This is a genomic window from Streptomyces sp. NPDC001070, assembly GCF_053598835.1.
In genome coordinates this window covers 233,371-249,693 of record NZ_JBSFLB010000001.1, presented here as the reverse complement: position 1 = coordinate 249,693, position 16,323 = coordinate 233,371, and the positions used below count along the sequence as shown (strand labels likewise).

Genomic DNA, 16,323 nt, shown 5'->3' with positions numbered 1-16,323 from the left:
GGGGAGTAGGACGAGATGGCCAACGCGATCGACCAGACGCGCCGGATGCTGTCCCTGGTCACGTATCTGCGGGAGCGCCCCGGCGCCCGGGTCAGCGACGTGGCCCGCGCGTTCGGGGTCACCGAGGCCGAGCTGATCGGCGACCTGAACGTGCTGCCGCTGTGCGGTACGAGCTTCCGGGGCGGCGACCTGCTCGACATCGACACCGACGGCGAGCGGATCTGGTGGCACAACGTGGACGACGTCGCGCAGCCGCTGCGGCTGGCCGCCGACGAGGCCGCGGCGCTGCTGGTCGCCGCCCGCGCCGTCGCAAACCTGCCGGGTCTGCGCGAGAGCGACCGGCAGGCGCTGCTGCGCGCCACCGCCAAGATCGAGGGCGCGGCGGGCGAGGCCGCCGGGGCGTCCTCGCGCCTGTCGGTCACCTTCGAGTCCGAGGGCAGCGTCTTCGCCGACGTCGACCGCGCCATCGCCGAGCGGCGCCGGCTGTGGATCCGCTACTACTCGCCGTCCCGGGACGAGCTCACCGAGCGCGAGGTCGACCCGATCCGCCTGTTCGCGGTCGGCCACACCTACTTCGAGGGCTGGTGCTACCTGTCGGAGGACCGGCGCACCTTCCGGCTCGACCGGGTCGCCGAGATCCGGCTGCTGGACGAGCCCAGCGACCCGCCCCGCGTCGAGCCCCGCGACCTGTCCCAGGGACTGGTCCAGCCGGCCGGCGACGACCCGGAAGTGGTGATCGAGGTCGGCGCCGGCGGCCGCTGGGTCGCCGAGTACTACCCGCACGATCTCGCCGAGGAGCTCCCCGACGGCGGTCTGCGGATCACCCTGCGCACCCCCGACCCCGGCTCGCTGCGCCGGCTCGCCCTGCGGCTCGGCCGTGACGGGCGCATCGTCTCCCCGGCCGGTCTCGCCGACAGCGCCCGCGATGCCGCCGCCCAGGCCCTCGCGGCCTACGGCGAGTGAGGGGTACCGAGCGATGGACGACCTCGACGCCCTCGGCACTGTCGGCGACCCCACGACGACCCTGCCCGAGGTGATCTTCAGGGCCTCCTGCCCCGAGTGCCGGACCAGCTTCGAGCTCTCGGCCGACGCCCTCCGGCTGGCCATCGGCGGCAGCCACCGGACCACCTTCTACTCCTTCACCTGCCCCGACTGCGGCTCCTCCGTGCGCAAACCGGCGGGCGACCGCATCGTGGAGCTCCTCACCGACGGCGGCGTCCGCACGATGCGGCTGCACACCGGCTGAACCGCTACGCTCGGCTGCCATGTGGTGGCTCTACCTGTACGTCGGCCTCGCGACCGCCGGCCTCCTCGTGCTCGGTGTCCTCGCCCTCCGCGTGTACGCCGAGGTGCGCGGCCTCGCCCGGCAGGTGGGGAGGAGCACCGACAGGCTGCGGCACGCCTCCGACGATCTGCGGCGCGCCGCCGAGCCGCTGGCGCGCGGCGCCGGCGAGCTGTCCCGCTGAGGGGCCGCGACGCGTGCGGTAAGCGCTCTCTCGGACACCTCGTCCTTCCCGGTTCCGGAAGGTAGGCTGCTGGGGCGGCCCCGGGAGAGCGCGGCGGGGCGGCAAACGGCAAGGATGCCGGGGGATTGCCAGGCGTTTACCCCCGCACGTTACGATCGCTGGCAGAGCGGACATCGTGTCACCGGACGCGGGGCCCGCTGCTCAAGAACCCATGCCGCCTCGGTGAGAAGGTAAAGCTTATGTTCGGCAGGCTCGGCGCCCCTGAGATCATCCTCATCCTTGTCGTCGTTCTGCTGCTGTTCGGGGCCAAGCGCCTCCCGGACATGGCCCGCGGCCTTGGGAAGTCGATGCGCATCCTGAAGAGCGAGGCGAAGGCCATGAAGACGGACGACGCGGCCCCGCCGGCCGACGCGCCCGCCGACGCCACCGCCGCGCCGCGGACCATCCAGGCCGCGCCCGGTGACGTCGCCAGCGCCCGTCCGGTCTCCGAGCCCCAGCAGCCCCGCCAGACGCAGAGCTGACACGACGGCACAGGTACGGGAAGCCGGCGGGGACGCCGGCCACCGCGTGAGATGAGGACCTGGGTTGGTCAAGTCTGCCCGCAGTAAGCAGGTCAAGGATCCCGAGGGGCGCATGCCGCTCGTGGAGCACCTGCGTGAACTGCGCAACCGGCTCGCCAAGAGCGTGCTCGCGATCACGATCGTGGCGATCGTGGCCGCCTTCTACAGTCAGCAGCTCCTGGAGTTCCTGGCCTCTCCGGTGCCCAAGTGCGGGCCCGGGGTCGTCAGCAGCGGCGGCAACTGCGCCATCGTCACCTTCGACTCGTTGACGGCGCCGTTCGCGCTGACGATGCAGGTCTGCTTCATGGCCGGTGTCATCGGCGCCAGTCCGATCTGGCTGTACCAGCTGTGGGCCTTCATCGCCCCCGGCCTGCACCGCCACGAGCGCAGGTACACCTACGCATTCGTGGGCGCGGCACTCCCGCTCTTCCTCGGCGGCGCCTTCCTCGCCTACAAGATCATGCCGGTCAGCATCAAGGTGCTGATCAGCTTCACCCCCGAGGGCTCGTCCAACCTCCTGAAGCTGGACGGGGTGCTGGACTTCACCATCCGCATGGTGCTGGTCTTCGGCCTCGCCTTCGAACTGCCTCTGCTCCTGGTCATGCTCAACCTGGTCGGCATGGTCAGCGGCCGCCGCATGGCCGGCTGGTGGCGGGGCGTGGTCATGGGCGTGTTCGTCTTCGGCGCCGTCGCGACGCCGACCACCGACCCGGTCAGCATGATCGCTCTGTCCGGTCCGATCGTGGTCCTCTACTTCGGCGCGGTCGCCTTCTCCCTGATCAACGACCGGCGCCGGCGCTGGCGCAACCCCGACGCCGACCTCTCCGACGACGAGGCCTCCGAGCTGGACCTCACCCCGGAGTCCATCGACACCGGCGAGCGCATCACGGCCTCCGTGCCCGAGCAGGCCGGCTCCGTCGAGGACGGTCGCCGCTCCGGAGACTTCGACGACGCGACCTGACGCCGCGGACCCCCGACGGGGCCCCGCCCGGACCTTCCGGGCGGGGCCCCGTCGTCATGGGGCGGCGGCCGTCAGCAGTGGTCGCCCCTGGAGGCTGCGAAGGTCATCGGCTCGTTCCACACCACCGTGTCGCCCTTGCCGTTCGCGCCCACGACCGCGCACCACTTGTTGTCGAACAGCGCGTTCGTGGTGCCTGCGATGGGCGCCCTGGTGTCGCAGGTGTTGTGGTGGTAGATCGTCCACGTGATCGAACCGTCGCCCCACGAGTAGGTGAAGCAGCCGACGCTGCCCCGGTGGACGCAGTGCGGAGCCACGCTCGCGGCGCTCGCCGGCGCGGAGGTCGCGATCCCGAGTACGGCCGCCGCGGCCGCGGACACCAGTGCCGTGCGCTGGATGATCGCCATGTTTCCTCCCCGTGTGATGTGCGATGACCCATCGATCCTTCCGGCCGGAACGTGGTCTTCCGTGGTGCCCCGAGGGTGATCACGACCCCCTTCCGAAGAAGGGGCGCCGGTGATCTCGACGTCTCCAGTACCACACGGTAGGGTCCGCGCGTGACCAGCGAGATCACCCTCATCGCCAACCCCACCGCGGGCCGCGGACGGGGCGCCCACGCCGCGGAGCCGGCCGCCGGGGCACTGCGCCGGGCCGGCTTCGACGTGCGCACGGTCGTCGGGTCCGACGCGGCGGACGCCCTCGGCCGGGCCCGGCAGGCGGTCGCGGACGGCACCGGGGCCCTGGTGGCGGTGGGCGGCGACGGCATGGTGTCGCTGGCGCTGCAGGCGGTGGCCGGAACCGGCACGCCGCTCGGCGTCGTCGCCGTCGGGACGGGCAACGACTTCGCGCGGGCAACGGGACTGCCGATACGCGAACCCGCGGCGGCGGGGGAGATGATCGCGCGGGCGCTGAAGGAGGAGTCGGTCCGCGAGATCGACCTGGGCCGCACCGGCGAGCAGTGGTTCGGCACGGTCCTGGCCTCCGGTTTCGACTCCCGGGTCAACGACCGCGGCAACCGGCTGCGGTGGCCTACCGGGCGGCTGCGCTACGACGTCGCGATGCTTGCGGAACTGGCCGCACTGCGCCCCATCCCGTACCGGATCAGCCTCGACGACGGGCCCGAGCTGGAGATCGAGGCGACTCTCGTCGCCGTCGGCAACGGCTCCTCGTACGGCGGCGGCATGCGCATCTGCGCCGACGCGGAACTGGACGACGGGCGCTTCGACATCTGCGTCGTCGGGCCCTGCAGCCGCACCACGCTGCTGCGGGTCTTCCCCCGGGTGTACCGGGGCAGCCACACCGGCCATCCGAAGGTCACCGTGCACCGCGCCGCCGCGATCACGCTGGCCGCCGACGGCATCACCGGCTACGCCGACGGCGAGCGGCTCGGCCCGCTGCCGCTGACCGCGCGGACCGTTCCGCGGGCGCTGCGGCTGCTCTCGCCGCCCCGGATGGGATAGGCCCAAGGGGCGGTCAGTGGTCGCGGGCGGTCGGTGACCGCGCGGCGGTCCGGGCGGGGTGCGGCCGTGCCGGGATCACTGCGGCCCGGGCCGGCGGCGAGGGTGCCGTACGTGCGGATCGGGGCACCGTCGGGGCCGGTCGCGTGGTGTTCGAGGTCGGTCGGCTCGGTGTCGCATGACGGTCGGAAGGGTGCGTCCGGGGGCGGTCGGTGATCCTGTCGTGGGCCGGCGTAGGTGCGGCTGCCCCGGATGGCTGCGGCTCGGGCCGGGGGGCGTCGTACGCGGGCCCGGCGGGTGCGGCGTTCGAGGACGGGCCTGCCCGCCGTCGCGGGGACGGTGGCCGGGGCGGTGCACGGCGAGGTGGGGCCGCCGGGCGACCTCAGGCCGCGGCGGTACGCAGGACCTCCACGGCGAGTGTGAGGTCGACCAGCTCACGGGGGTGGGTGAGGCGCCGGCCGGTGAGCACCTCCAGGCGGCGCAGGCGGTTCAGCACCGTGTTGCGGTGGCAGTCCATGCGCTCGGCGGCCGCCCGGGGGGAGCCGTCGCAGTCCATCCACGTGGTGAAGGTGCCCAGCAGGGACTCCCGCTCCTCGTCGGGGAGTTCCCGCAGGGGGCCCAGCACGCGGTCGGCCAGCTCCCCGGCGAGCCGCCGGTCCGCGGCGGCCACGACGGTCGGCATCCGCTCCTCCCACAGCGCCACCTCGCCGTCGGAGGCGCAGGTGGGCAGCGCCAGTTCCGCGAGCGTCAGCGCGCGGTGCAGCTCGGCCAGGCCGCACACCACCGGGCTGACCCCCGCCCGCAGGCCGGAAACGGCTCCCAGCAGCGCGGCCAGCGCCTCCGGCGAGCGGTCGCCCAGCAGCACGACCAGGACCTCGCCCGCGCCCCGGGGCACCCGGAGCACCCGGCTGCCGGCGCCCACCGGGAAGGCCTCGTCGCCCGGCGTACCGGACGCCGAGGCCCTGACGCTGGTCACGGCGACCACGAAACGACCGTCCCCCGGCACCCCCAGGGCCTGGGCGGCGGCGCGCACGCCCAGGCTGTCCGTGCGCCCGTCGAGCAGTGCGCCGAGCACCCGGACGGCCCGCCTGCTGTCGCCGGCCCCGCCGTCGCCCAGCGTCTCCCGGTAGGCGCCGGCCAGGATCGCCGCCGTGCGCTCCCGGGACCCCCACATCCGCGGGGCGATGTGCACCATGAGCGGGATCCCGCCGGGATGGTGCGCGGCGACGGTGTCGACGAGCTCCTGCCACACGACCGCGCCGCCCACCGCGAACACATGCGTCAGCAGCTCCAGCGGCATGCCCTGCTCGGCCTGCCTGCGGCCGACCTCCCGCATGTGCCGGGCCGCGGCCGCGTCGTGATCCGGGTCGGCGAGCCGGTCCAGGTGCATGGTGATCATCGTCGCGAAGCCCTCGAGGGAGCAGTCGGGGTCGTCGACGTGGTCCACAAAACCGGGGACCTCGGTGTGCAGCCGGGCCATGACCCGCTCCGACAGTTCGTCGACCCGCGGCCTCATCCGCACCGCCGCCGTGCGCAGCAGCTCCCGGCCGGCCTCGTCCTGTCCTCCCGGATCCGCGTGACGCGCCGTCACCGGGACCCCACGGCGCCGTGTGCCGCGGCGATCCGCTCCGCGTCCAGCGCGAGGGCCAGGTGCACGACGTCGCGCGGCCGGGACACCGAGCGGCCGGTGAGCTCCTCCAGCCGCCGCAGACGTCGGCGCACGGTGTTGGCGTGGCAGAACAGCGCGGCGGAGGCCTTCTCGACGGAGCCGTCGGCGTCCAGCCACGCCCCCAGGGTCTCCAGCAGGACGGTGGCCTCGACGGCCTCCGCGTCGCGCAACCCGCCCAGCACGCCGGCGGCGACCTCGGTCGCGACATCCGGACGACGCGCCAGCAGCCCGGCCGGGTAGCGGCGGTCGAGGAGGGCCACCTCGCCTTCCCGGGTGCAGGTGCGCAGCGCCAGTTCGGCGAGCTCCCGGGCGTGGCCGACCGCGCCGAGCCGGTCCACCTCCGGGCTCAGCCCCGCCCGCGACCCGGCCGGTACCGACAGCCCCGCCGCGAAGGCGTCGAGCGTGAGGTCGCCCAGCTCGGCGAGGAGCACCTCCCCGCCGAGCGGGAACGCCCGGTGCACGCGCGCCCCGGCCGGCACCCCGGTCCGCTGCCGCGGCGGGCGAGGGGTCCCCGCGGCGCCCAGAACGACGGCGACCGCGAAGCGGCCGGACTCGCGCAGACCGAGCGCGGCGGCGGCCTCCGTGAGGCCGGGCGCGTCCACCCGCCCGGCGAGCAGCCCCTCCAGCGCCCGGCGGCCGCGCTGGCGGTGGAACGTCACCTCGCCCCGGGCCCGCAGATAGGCGTCCGCCATGAGCCGGCTGTCCCGTTCGAACAGGTCCCAGACCTCCGCGGCCGCGCGGGCGATCAGCTGCGGACCCTCGGGCCCCTGCCCGGACCAGCGACAGCCACAGCGCGTCGCCCGCGGTGCGGCAGGCGCCCATCATCGGCTCCAGCGGGAAGTCCTGCCACGCCCTGCGTTCCCCCACCCACGACAGGTACTCGGCGGACACGGCCGAACGCCCGGGGTCGGCGAGCGAGTCGAGTACGGCGGCGACCGAGCCCTCCGTCTCCGCCAGGAACCCGGACGGCGCCAGCGCGGGCTCCCGGTAGGCGGGGTGCCGGTCCCGGATCCGCTCGACGATGTGCGCCGCGACCGGGCCGACCTGCCCGCGCACCTGGCGCGCCGCGGCTCTCAGTACGTCGGTGTGCTCCCGGCCGGCGGCATCCGCGGCACACATGGGGCGCGTCGGCACGGGGATGGCCATCCGATCTTCCTCTCGGCTCTCCGGGTGCGGAGCCCGGGTGAGTGACCGTCGGCACGTGTGCCCGACGCCGGCGCGGGACCGGCCGATGGCGCGGCACACGTGTCCCACGGGCATTCCTACCCGCAGGTAGTCCGCCCCTGGAAGACAGGTGACGCAAACGTGACCGACATCCGGACAGAACCCGCACGACACCGAACACCCGGTCGTGCCGGCCGTCGCGGGCGGTGCCGCTGCACAGCCGGGCCCCGCGGCCGTTGGGAACACCGACCAGAAACGCCCGCGCCCCTCGCCGAACCGCCCGTCATCCCCTGCCATGGAGCTCCCCGCATCACCGGCCCCGGGCGGTGGCCCCTCCTGGCCGCGCCCGCGGCGGCCCCCGCGGTCCCACCCCTCCAGGAGCAAGCACACCGTGACCCGGAAACAGCGCCTCAGGTCCACCGTCGTCCTCACCGCCGCCCTCGCCTGTGTCCTCACGGGCTGCGGCGGGGACCAGGGAACCGCCGCGAAGGACGGTCCGATCGACGCGAACGGGGTGACGACCGGGCCCGGCGTGACCGCCACCACCATCAACCTGGGCGTCCTCACCGACCTCTCGGGCCCCTACGGGCCCCTGGGCCGCTCCGTGCTGCAGGCGGAGGAGCTCTACGTGGACCAGGTCAACGCCAAGGGCGGTGTCTGCGGCCGCAAGCTCAAGCTGATCGTCCGCGACCACGGCTACGACGTGGACAAGGCCGTCGTGCAGTACAACGAGCTGGAGCCGAAGATCGCGGCGATGCCGGGGCTCCTCGGCTCGACGATCATCAACGCCCTGCTCGACCGCATCGAGGTCGACGACGTGATGACGACGTCCCTGGGCTACTCCTCGACCCTGCTCGGCCAGCCCACCCTGACGACCATCAACGCCACGTACGACATCGACATGATCAACGGCTTCGACTACCTGGCGGAGACCCGGGGCTCGGACCGGGCGACAAGATCGGCTACATCTACCTCGACGGCGACTACGGGAACAACGCACGGCGCGGGGCCAGGTTCCTCGCCGACAAGCGCGGCATGACCCTCGTCGAGAAGAAGGCCGGGGCGGCCCGCCAGGACCTGTCCCAGCAGGTGCGCGAACTCGCCGAGGCCGGCGTGAAGGCCGTCCTGATCAGCACCAGCCCCGCGCAGACCGCGGCCGCCGTCGGTGCCGCGGCCGCGCAGGGCCTCACCGTGCCGTTCCTGGGCAGCGCCGTCGGCTACGACCCGCAGCTGCTCGACACGCCGGCCGCCCCGGCCCTGCTGAAGATGCTGCTGCTCGTCGCCCCCACCCCGGCGATGACCAGTGACACCCCCGAGGTCGCGAAGCTGGTCGCGGACTACCGGCGCCGCTACCCGGGAGCCAAGCTGGACCAGGGCTTGGAGACCGGCCACAACACGATGGCGGTCGCCGTTCAGGACCTGAAGGAGGCCTGTGCCGCCAAGGACCTCAGCCGGGACGGGATCATCGCGGCGCACCGCAGGCAGAAGGAGTTCGACCCCGGGCTCGGCCCGGTCCTCGACTTCTCCGACCCGTGGCGGCCCAGCGCCACCGAGAGCTACATCGTCAAGCCGGCCAAGGGCGTGCCCGGCGGCCTGGCCGGTGTGAAGGACGCCTTCAAGGTCCCGGCCGTCGAGCAGTACACGGCCACCATGATCTGACCTCCGCGGCACGGGCCGCGGGGGCCGGGTGCGACACGCCCGGCCCCCGCGTCGCGGGTTTTGCTTCGGCAAAAAGATCATGTCGACTGTCAGTGCCGCCCGGTAGTCTCGTTTTCAAGATGAACGACGAGATGTCTCCCGCCGAGCGCTACGCCGCGTCCAGGCTCCGCGCCGCAGAGCAGGCCACCGCACTCGCGGGCTTCCGCGAGCTGTACGAGTTCGGCCTGGACCCCTTCCAGATCGAGGCCTGCCAGGCCCTCGAGGCCGGCAAGGGCGTTCTGGTGGCCGCGCCGACCGGCTCCGGCAAGACCATCGTGGGCGAGTTCGCGGTCCACCTGGCCCTGGGCGAGGGCCGCAAATGCTTCTACACCACGCCCATCAAGGCGCTGTCGAACCAGAAGTTCACCGACCTCGTCAAGCGCTACGGCGCCGAGCGGGTCGGCCTGCTGACCGGCGACAACAGCGTCAACGGGGACGCGCCCATCGTGGTCATGACCACCGAGGTGCTCCGCAACATGCTGTATGCGGGCTCCCAGGCCCTCGACGGCCTCGGCTACGTGGTCATGGACGAGGTGCACTACCTCTCCGACCGCTTCCGAGGCGCGGTCTGGGAGGAGGTCATCATCCACCTCCCGCAGTCCGTGACACTGGTGTCGCTCTCAGCGACCGTGTCCAACGCCGAGGAGTTCGGCGACTGGCTCGACACCGTCCGCGGCGACACCGAGGTCATCGTCTCCGAGCACCGCCCCGTGCCGCTGTGGCAGCACGTCCTGGCCGGCCGCCGGATGTACGACCTCTTCGAGGAGAAGCGGGGGGCGGGCCCGGCCGCGCAGCGCGCCGTCAACCCCGACCTCGTGCGCCTTGCCCGCATGGAGAACCAGCGCGCCTTCAACGGCCGTGACCGGCGCGGGAAGGTCCGCGAGGCCGACCGCGAGCGGGACCGCCGCCAGCAGCGCAGGATCTGGACGCCCAGCCGCGTCGAGGTCATCGAGCGGCTGGACTCCGAAGGGCTGCTGCCCGCCATCACGTTCATCTTCAGTCGCGCCGGCTGCGAGTCCGCGGTCCAGCAGTGCCTCTACGCGGGCCTGCGGCTCAACAACGAGGAGAACCGGGCGAAGGTCCGCGCCATCGTCGAGGAGCGCACCAAGTCCATCCCGGACGAGGACCTCAACGTCCTCGGCTACTTCGAGTGGCTGGAGGGCCTGGAGCGGGGCATCGCCGCGCACCACGCCGGAATGCTGCCGACCTTCAAGGAGGTCGTCGAGGAGCTCTTCGTCAAGGGCCTGGTCAAGGCGGTCTTCGCCACCGAGACGCTGGCGCTGGGCATCAACATGCCCGCCCGTTCCGTGGTCCTGGAGAAGCTCGTCAAGTGGAACGGCGAGACCCACGCCGACGTCACGCCCGGTGAGTACACCCAGCTCACCGGCCGCGCCGGACGCCGCGGCATCGACGTCGAGGGCCACGCGGTCGTGCTGTGGCAGCGCGGCTTCGACCCGGCGCACGTGGCGGGCCTGGCCGGTACGCGCACCTATCCGCTGCGGTCCTCGTTCAAGCCCTCGTACAACATGGCCGTCAACCTGGTCGGCCAGTTCGGGCGGCACCGCTCCCGCGAGCTGCTGGAGACCTCCTTCGCGCAGTTCCAGGCCGACCGCTCGGTCGTCGGCATCTCGCGGCAGGTGCAGCGCAACGAGGAGGGCCTGGAGGGCTACAAGGCCTCCATGACCTGCCACCTCGGCGACTTCGACGAGTACATGGCGCTGCGCCGGCAGCTCAAGGACCGCGAGGCCGAGCTGTCCCGGCAGGGCGCCAACCAGCGCCGGGCGGCCGCCGCCGACGCGCTGGAGAAGCTCCGCCCGGGCGACATCATCCACGTCCCGGCCGGCAAGTTCGCGGGCCTGGCCCTGGTCCTGGACCCGGGCGTGCCCGCCGGCCGCAGCCCCGGCCACCACAACCGGCACGACCAGTTCCACCAGGACGGTCCCCGCCCGCTGGTGCTCACCGCCGAGCGCCAGGTCAAGCGGCTCGCGCAGATGGACTTCCCGGTGCCGGTCGAGCCGCTGGACCGGATGCGCATCCCCAAGTCCTTCAACCCGCGCAGCCCCCAGTCCCGGCGCGACCTGGCCTCCGCCATGCGCTCCAAGGCGGGTACGGCCGGGATAGCGCCGCAGCGGCCGCGCCGCCAGCGTTCCGCCGCCGCGGACGACGGCGAGATCGCCCGGCTGCGCACCGCCATCCGCGCCCACCCCTGCCACGGCTGCGACGAGCGCGAGGACCACGCGCGCTGGGCCGAGCGCTACCAGCGGCTCCAGCGCGACACCAGGCAGCTCGAACGCCGCATCGAAGGCCGCACCAACACCATCGCCCGCACCTTCGACCGCATCGGCGCCCTGCTCACCGACCTCGGCTACCTGGAGGGCGACAGGGTCACGGCCGACGGCCGGCGGCTGGCGCGGCTCTACGGCGAGCTCGACCTGCTGGCGAGCGAGTGCCTGCGCGACGGCGTGTGGGACGGACTCGGTCCGGCCGACCTCGCCGCGTGCGCCTCCGCCCTGGTCTACGAGTCCCGCTCCGCGGACGACGCGCTGCCGCCGCGGCTGCCCTCCGGTGAGGCCAAGCAGGCGCTGGGCGAGATGGTCCGCATCTGGGGCCGCCTCGACGCCCTGGAGGAGGAGCACCGCATCAACCAGGCCGAGGGTGTCGGCCAGCGCGAACCCGACCTCGGCTTCGCCTGGGCCGCCCACCGCTGGGCCTCCGGGCACGGCCTGGACGCGGTGCTGCGCGACGCCGACATGCCGGCGGGCGACTTCGTGCGCTGGACGAAGCAGCTCATCGACGTCCTCGGCCAGATCGCCGACGCGGCCCCCGAAGGCAGCCCGGTGCGGCGCAACGCCCGCAAGGCCGTCGACGGTCTGCTGCGGGGCGTCGTGGCGTACTCCTCGGTGGGCTGACGGTCCGGGCGGGTCGCCTCGGTGTGGCGCGCCCGGCCGGGTCGGCGGCACTCGCACGCCGGGGGGCCCGTGCTCCCCGGCCTTTGCGTCGTGGCACAATCCGCCCGGTATCCGCGGTGCGACTGGAGTGCGATGAACCCCCGTACGTCTCCCGGCCGGCGGCGGTCCTCCGCCGCGGCCGAGTGGTCGCTCGCCGTTGCCATGACGGCCGTCGCGTGGTCGCCGTGGATCGGTGCCGCTCTCGTCCTCGGGTCGCTGGCCGTGTTCTGGTCGTGGGGCCCGTGGTCGGAGGTCGGACTGCCGGCGCTCTGGGTGATGTCCGGCCTGACGCAGGCGGCCGGCCGGGCGCGGGCGCCGCTGCCGGGCCGTGCGGTGCGGCCCGGCGATCAGCCCGAGTTGACGGCGCTCGTCGAGGATGTCGCCGAGCGGATCGGATTCCGTGCGCCCCTGCTGGTCAGGATCGTCCCGGAACCGAACGCGGCGCTGGGACCGGCGAGGGTCTCCGGCGTCCGCGGCCATGTGCTGCTGCTCGGGCTTCCCCTGCTGCGGACGATGACCAGCGCGCAGGTGGCGGCCGTCGTCGCCCACGAGCTGGCGCACGAGCGGGAGGCGCACGACCGGCGGTCCGTGCTGCTGATGCGGGCGCGGGCGGGCCTGCAGGAACGACTCGAGGGCCGGCTCGGCCTGCTGACCCCCCTGGTGGCGCCCCTGCTGCGGGCCTCCGGGCAGCGGGCCTGGGAGACGGAACTCGCCGCCGACGCCGCGTCCGTCCGGATCGTGGGTGTGGTGGCCGTCCGCGGTGCGCTGGAGCGTACGAGCCTGCTCGATGAGGCGTTCCACGGGCTCGGAGAGCGGTGGTTCGCGGAACTCGCGGAGGACGACGCATACCCGGAGGACTTCTACGCCGCCTTCGACGCCGCCCTGCGCGACCCGCACGTGGCGCGGCGCTCCGCCCGCCTGGCGTCCGGGGCCACCGACCCGTACGGCCTGGGGAGCCATCCGCCGATCGCGCGGCGGCTGGCCGCGCTGCCGGACGCCGGCGACGAGGGGCCGGACGCGACGGAGCCGGTGACGCTGCGCGGCGCCGGGGCGCTGGAGCGGTGGTGCGTGCGTGAGCTCGCCGGGCTGGGGGGACACGAAGGCGCCGGCGACCCCCCGGGAGCGCCGCGCCCGGTGCGCCTGCTCGGACCGGACGGCCGCCGAGTCCCCGGGACGGCGGACGGGAGCGGCCCGCTCCGAGAGGCGACCGGCGTCGGCTCGGCGGCCGAGGCGGTCATGGTCGCGCTGGACGCCGTGGCCCAGGGCGACTGGCACCGCCTGGCCCGCCGCGTCGAGCCGGGGCTGCGGTGGGTACCGCGCGCCGAACGTCCCTTCGCCGCGCGCGCCGTGCTCATCGGATCCGTGGCGGAGGCCCTGGCCGAGGTCCTGCGCGGCTCCGGCTGGCGGTCCGCGGGACGCTGGATGAGCACTGTACTCACCGCGCCTGACGGAACGGTCCTGGACCTCCACGACGCGCTGGCCGCCGCGGTGGACGGCGGCGACCCCGCCGCCCTGCGCGTGCTGCTGCGGTCCGCGGCGACCACCGGGGCGGCGGCGTGAGGCGCCCCGGACCCGCGCTGCGCGTCGCCCTGCTGGGCACGGCCGCCGCCGTGGTGGGGTTCCTGCTGCTCGGTGCCTGGCTCGGCCTCCACGCCCGCGCGTACACCCATGCCCGTGACCGGGCCACCGCTGTCGCCGACGGGCTCGTGATCGAGGACGGCATCGGCGAATCGGAGGACATCCGCGTGCGGTGGACCGACCGCGCCGGGCGGGAGCACGTGCAGCGCTTCGAGGTCTACGCCACCGGTCGCTATGCCCGCGGACACCGCTTCCCCGTGGCGTACGCCCCCGGGCAGGCGGACCCGCGCGGCTTCCCGGCCGACCCGGGCGAGACCGCGACCGAGGACGACCTCCTGGTGCCCGTCGCCTTCGCGGGCCTGATCGCCGCCTTCTTCTGCGCTGCCTGGGCCGTACGGGGGCTGCGCTTCCGCCGGGCGACCCGGTCCCCCGGCCGGCCGATGACCGCCACCGTGCTCCACGGCACGCGGGTGCGCGCCGTGGCCTGGCAGCCGGGCACCACCTGGCTCGCCCTGGCGGATGCGGACTCCCCGGCACCGGCGGTGCTGTGGCAGCGGGTCATGTGGCATCCGGCCCTCGGTGACCTGCCGGGTCCCGTCGGGGTGACCGTCCGCGGCGGCGGTCGCCGGCCGGCCGTGGCCGACCTGCCGGACGGCACGCGCCTGGTGCCCCTGGGCCGGCCGCGGCGCCGGGCACCGCGTCATGTGCTCCTCTACGAGCACACGGCCGTCCGGGCCGATCTGCGGGACGCGTTCGTCCTCCCGGCCGGTGCCGAGACGCTGACCGGCCGCCCCTGGTGGCGGCCGGGCGCGCTGGCCGCCGTGGTGGGCGCGGGCGCGGGTGCCGCGGCGAGCCTTCCGCTGACCGGTGGCACCCCCGTCGCGGCGGTCGGGTTCGCGCTGAGCGGGGCGGCTCTCGTCCTGGCCTCCTGGGCCCTGTTCGCCCCGCAGCCCTGAGGGGCGGGCACCGTGCGGCGGTCAGGAGGCGAGGTACGCCCGCCAGCCGCCGTACTCGGTGATGTCCCGGGCGCCCTCCAGCGCGGCCGGCTCGCACAGGAAGCCAGGGACGGTCGTGCCGTCCGCGAGCCGGACCGCGCCGAGCGCCATCGGGCGGGGGAGGGCGGCCAGCAGCCTGCCCAGCCCCTCGACGGGGAGCTCCCACACCTCGGCCTCGACGGCCGCGCCCGCGTGCTCCGCCTCCGGCAGCCGGACGAGTCCGGGCTTGGGCGGCGTGGTCGCCAGCGCGAACAGCCGGTACTCGGGAGCGGTGGTGGTCGCGCGGAGCAAGTGCCCGCCCAGGGCGAGGAGTTCCCCGTTCAGGGGCTGCCCCGACAGGTGCGCCCCGACGACCGCGAACGGGACGGTGGGACGCAGCAGCCCCGCGATCGCGGTCTGGCGCTCCTCGGTGCGGGCGCGGCCCAGCAGCATCACCCCGAAGGGCAGGCCGTCCACCTCCCCGGCGGGGACCGCCACCCCGCACATGTCCAGCAGGTTGGTGGAGTTGGTGAACCGGCCGAGGCGCGCGTTGGCACCCACCGGATCCGCGGCCACCTCCGCGAGCGTGGGATGCCCGGGAGCCGTCGGGAGCAGCAGCGCGTCCGCGTCGCCGAGGGCGGCCATGGCCCGGTCCGTGAGGGCCGCCAGCCGCTCGCGGTCCGCGAAGAGGCGGTGCGCGGGGATGTCGCGGGCGGCCGCGATGATGCCGGCGACGGTCGGGTCCAGGGCCGGGCTCCCCATGTGTTTGTCGATAAAGCCACCTACGGCGGTGTAGCGCTCCGCCACGAACGCGCCCTCGTAGAGCAGCACCGCGGCGGCGGAGAACGGCGCCAGATCGACGGGGCGCAGCTCCACTCCGGCGGCGGCCAGGCGCCGGGCCGCTCCCGAGAACGCCTCCGCCCATCCCGCGTCGAGCTCCCCGAGCTGCTCCACGGGCGGCACCGCGACCCGCCACGGCCCCGGACGGCGCGCGGGCGGCGGCGCCTGCGGCTCGTCCGCGACCACGCCCAGCGCACGCTCCGCCTCCGGGAGCGTGCGGGCGAACACCGTGACGCAGTCCAGGCTCGCGCAGGCCGGGACCACGCCCTCCGAGGGCACGGTCCCCCGGGTCGGCTTGATCCCCACGATCCCGTTGAACGCCGCCGGGACGCGGCCCGAGCCCGCGGTGTCCGTGCCGAGGGCGACGTCCGCGATCCCGAGTGCCACGGCGACCGCCGAGCCGGAACTCGACCCGCCGCTGACCCGCGCCGGGTCGTGCGCGTTGCGCACGGCCCCGTACGGGCTCCTGGTGCCCACAAGGCCCGTCGCGAACTGGTCCAGGTTGGTCGTCCCGATCACCACCGCTCCCGCGGCGCGCAGGCGTGCCACGGCGGGCGCGTCGGCCTCCGGATGGTACGCGTACGCCGGGCACCCCGCGGTCGTGGGCAGGCCCGCGACGTCGATGTTCCCCTTCACGGCGACGACGGTCCCGGCGAGCGGCAGAGCGTCCGCGGTGTTCGCGGCGTCCAGGGCGGCGGCCTCGGCCTCCACCTCCGCCTGCGGCCGCAAAGTGATCCACACCTCGGGTCGGTCCACTTCGGCGATGCGCGCGTAGGCGGCACGGACGCGGTCGAGGGAGGGGGTCGGTGTCGGGGTGGGCATGTGGGGATCTCCTTTTCGGGGGACGTTTTCCCGCCCGGTGCGCCCCCTACCCGGTACGGACGTGCGAACGCGGGGCCGGCGTCCTCCCGTCCGGGGACGGTCGCCGGACGACGGGGGAGGCGGGACGACGGAGGATGCGGGGTGGGCCCCGCCGCCTCGGGCCGGGGCCCCGGGGGTCGGAGGCCGTCC

General features: G+C 74.5%; 15 protein-coding genes. 11 read left to right on the top strand and 4 right to left on the bottom strand.

What is annotated here, in order from left to right; genetic code table 11:
• The first annotated feature begins 15 nt into the window (after positions 1-15).
• From ACWDAS_RS01195 to tatC, 5 genes are all read left to right on the top strand, one after another.
• Complete coding sequence (locus tag ACWDAS_RS01195) at positions 16-963, top strand: helix-turn-helix transcriptional regulator (protein WP_450386244.1); 948 nt, start codon at positions 16-18, stop codon at positions 961-963.
• 13 nt (positions 964-976) lie between these two features.
• Positions 977-1,246 (top strand): hypothetical protein, encoded by a 270-nt coding sequence (locus ACWDAS_RS01190; protein WP_450386242.1) that lies wholly within the window; start codon positions 977-979, stop codon positions 1,244-1,246.
• 19 nt (positions 1,247-1,265) lie between these two features.
• On the top strand, positions 1,266-1,466 hold the full coding sequence (locus ACWDAS_RS01185; RefSeq protein ID WP_450386240.1) for a hypothetical protein: 201 nt from the start codon (positions 1,266-1,268) through the stop codon (positions 1,464-1,466).
• A 239-nt stretch (positions 1,467-1,705) separates the two neighbouring features.
• Positions 1,706-1,987, top strand: coding sequence for a Sec-independent protein translocase subunit TatA (tatA, locus tag ACWDAS_RS01180; RefSeq protein WP_450386239.1), 282 nt, complete (start codon positions 1,706-1,708; stop codon positions 1,985-1,987).
• Between the two features lie 112 nt (positions 1,988-2,099).
• Positions 2,100-2,987 (top strand): twin-arginine translocase subunit TatC, encoded by an 888-nt coding sequence (gene tatC, locus ACWDAS_RS01175; protein ID WP_450386237.1) that lies wholly within the window; start codon positions 2,100-2,102, stop codon positions 2,985-2,987.
• Between the two features lie 71 nt (positions 2,988-3,058).
• Here tatC and ACWDAS_RS01170 read toward each other — a convergent pair whose 3' ends face one another.
• Entirely contained in the window at positions 3,059-3,391 is a 333-nt protein-coding gene (locus ACWDAS_RS01170) for a hypothetical protein (protein WP_450386235.1), read from the bottom strand.
• 150 nt (positions 3,392-3,541) lie between these two features.
• Between ACWDAS_RS01170 and ACWDAS_RS01165 the strand changes: the two genes are divergently transcribed.
• Positions 3,542-4,444, top strand: coding sequence for a diacylglycerol kinase (locus tag ACWDAS_RS01165; RefSeq protein ID WP_450386233.1), 903 nt, complete (start codon positions 3,542-3,544; stop codon positions 4,442-4,444).
• Positions 4,445-4,823: 379 nt separating this feature from the next.
• Here ACWDAS_RS01165 and ACWDAS_RS01160 read toward each other — a convergent pair whose 3' ends face one another.
• Positions 4,824-6,032: a PucR family transcriptional regulator gene (locus tag ACWDAS_RS01160; protein WP_450386231.1), complete on the bottom strand. Its 1,209-nt coding sequence runs from the start codon at positions 6,030-6,032 to the stop codon at positions 4,824-4,826.
• Positions 6,029-6,802, bottom strand: coding sequence for a helix-turn-helix domain-containing protein (locus ACWDAS_RS01155; protein WP_450386229.1), 774 nt, complete (start codon positions 6,800-6,802; stop codon positions 6,029-6,031). The genes ACWDAS_RS01160 and ACWDAS_RS01155 overlap by 4 nt, the downstream gene beginning before the upstream one ends.
• 863 nt (positions 6,803-7,665) lie before the next feature.
• Here ACWDAS_RS01155 and ACWDAS_RS01150 point away from each other — a divergent pair.
• The 5 genes from ACWDAS_RS01150 to ACWDAS_RS01130 all read left to right on the top strand — a co-directional run bounded on the left by ACWDAS_RS01150 (position 7,666) and on the right by ACWDAS_RS01130 (position 14,454).
• Positions 7,666-8,313: an ABC transporter substrate-binding protein gene (locus ACWDAS_RS01150; RefSeq protein ID WP_450386228.1), complete on the top strand. Its 648-nt coding sequence runs from the start codon at positions 7,666-7,668 to the stop codon at positions 8,311-8,313.
• On the top strand, positions 8,232-8,933 hold the full coding sequence (locus ACWDAS_RS01145; RefSeq protein WP_450386599.1) for an ABC transporter substrate-binding protein: 702 nt from the start codon (positions 8,232-8,234) through the stop codon (positions 8,931-8,933). Before ACWDAS_RS01150 ends, ACWDAS_RS01145 begins: the two co-directional genes overlap by 82 nt.
• Before the next feature lie 119 nt (positions 8,934-9,052).
• The gene (locus ACWDAS_RS01140) at positions 9,053-11,881 is read left to right on the top strand and encodes a DEAD/DEAH box helicase (protein ID WP_450386226.1); all 2,829 of its coding nucleotides are present in this window, start codon (positions 9,053-9,055) and stop codon (positions 11,879-11,881) included.
• Between the two features lie 132 nt (positions 11,882-12,013).
• Complete coding sequence (locus tag ACWDAS_RS01135; RefSeq protein ID WP_450386224.1) at positions 12,014-13,480, top strand: M48 family metalloprotease; 1,467 nt, start codon at positions 12,014-12,016, stop codon at positions 13,478-13,480.
• Positions 13,477-14,454, top strand: coding sequence for a hypothetical protein (locus ACWDAS_RS01130; RefSeq protein WP_450386223.1), 978 nt, complete (start codon positions 13,477-13,479; stop codon positions 14,452-14,454). Before ACWDAS_RS01135 ends, ACWDAS_RS01130 begins: the two co-directional genes overlap by 4 nt.
• Before the next feature lie 21 nt (positions 14,455-14,475).
• On the opposite strand, the gene atzF is transcribed toward ACWDAS_RS01130, so the two are convergent.
• Entirely contained in the window at positions 14,476-16,134 is a 1,659-nt protein-coding gene (atzF, locus tag ACWDAS_RS01125; RefSeq protein WP_450386221.1) for an allophanate hydrolase, read from the bottom strand.
• Positions 16,135-16,323: the final 189 nt, after the last annotated feature.

Bases quoted from the DNA above. Each gene is read 5' to 3' on its own strand.
- ACWDAS_RS01195 (WP_450386244.1), top strand. From the start codon at position 16: ATGGCCAACGCGATCGACCAGACGCGCCGGATGCTGTCCCTGGTCACG.
- ACWDAS_RS01190 (WP_450386242.1), top strand. From the start codon at position 977: ATGGACGACCTCGACGCCCTCGGCACTGTCGGCGACCCCACGACGACC.
- ACWDAS_RS01185 (WP_450386240.1), top strand. From the start codon at position 1,266: ATGTGGTGGCTCTACCTGTACGTCGGCCTCGCGACCGCCGGCCTCCTC.
- tatA (WP_450386239.1), top strand. From the start codon at position 1,706: ATGTTCGGCAGGCTCGGCGCCCCTGAGATCATCCTCATCCTTGTCGTC.
- tatC (WP_450386237.1), top strand. From the start codon at position 2,100: ATGCCGCTCGTGGAGCACCTGCGTGAACTGCGCAACCGGCTCGCCAAG.
- ACWDAS_RS01170 (WP_450386235.1), bottom strand. From the start codon at position 3,391: ATGGCGATCATCCAGCGCACGGCACTGGTGTCCGCGGCCGCGGCGGCC.
- ACWDAS_RS01155 (WP_450386229.1), bottom strand. From the start codon at position 6,802: ATGGCGGACGCCTATCTGCGGGCCCGGGGCGAGGTGACGTTCCACCGC.
- ACWDAS_RS01140 (WP_450386226.1), top strand. From the start codon at position 9,053: ATGAACGACGAGATGTCTCCCGCCGAGCGCTACGCCGCGTCCAGGCTC.
- ACWDAS_RS01135 (WP_450386224.1), top strand. From the start codon at position 12,014: ATGAACCCCCGTACGTCTCCCGGCCGGCGGCGGTCCTCCGCCGCGGCC.
- atzF (WP_450386221.1), bottom strand. From the start codon at position 16,134: ATGCCCACCCCGACACCGACCCCCTCCCTCGACCGCGTCCGTGCCGCC.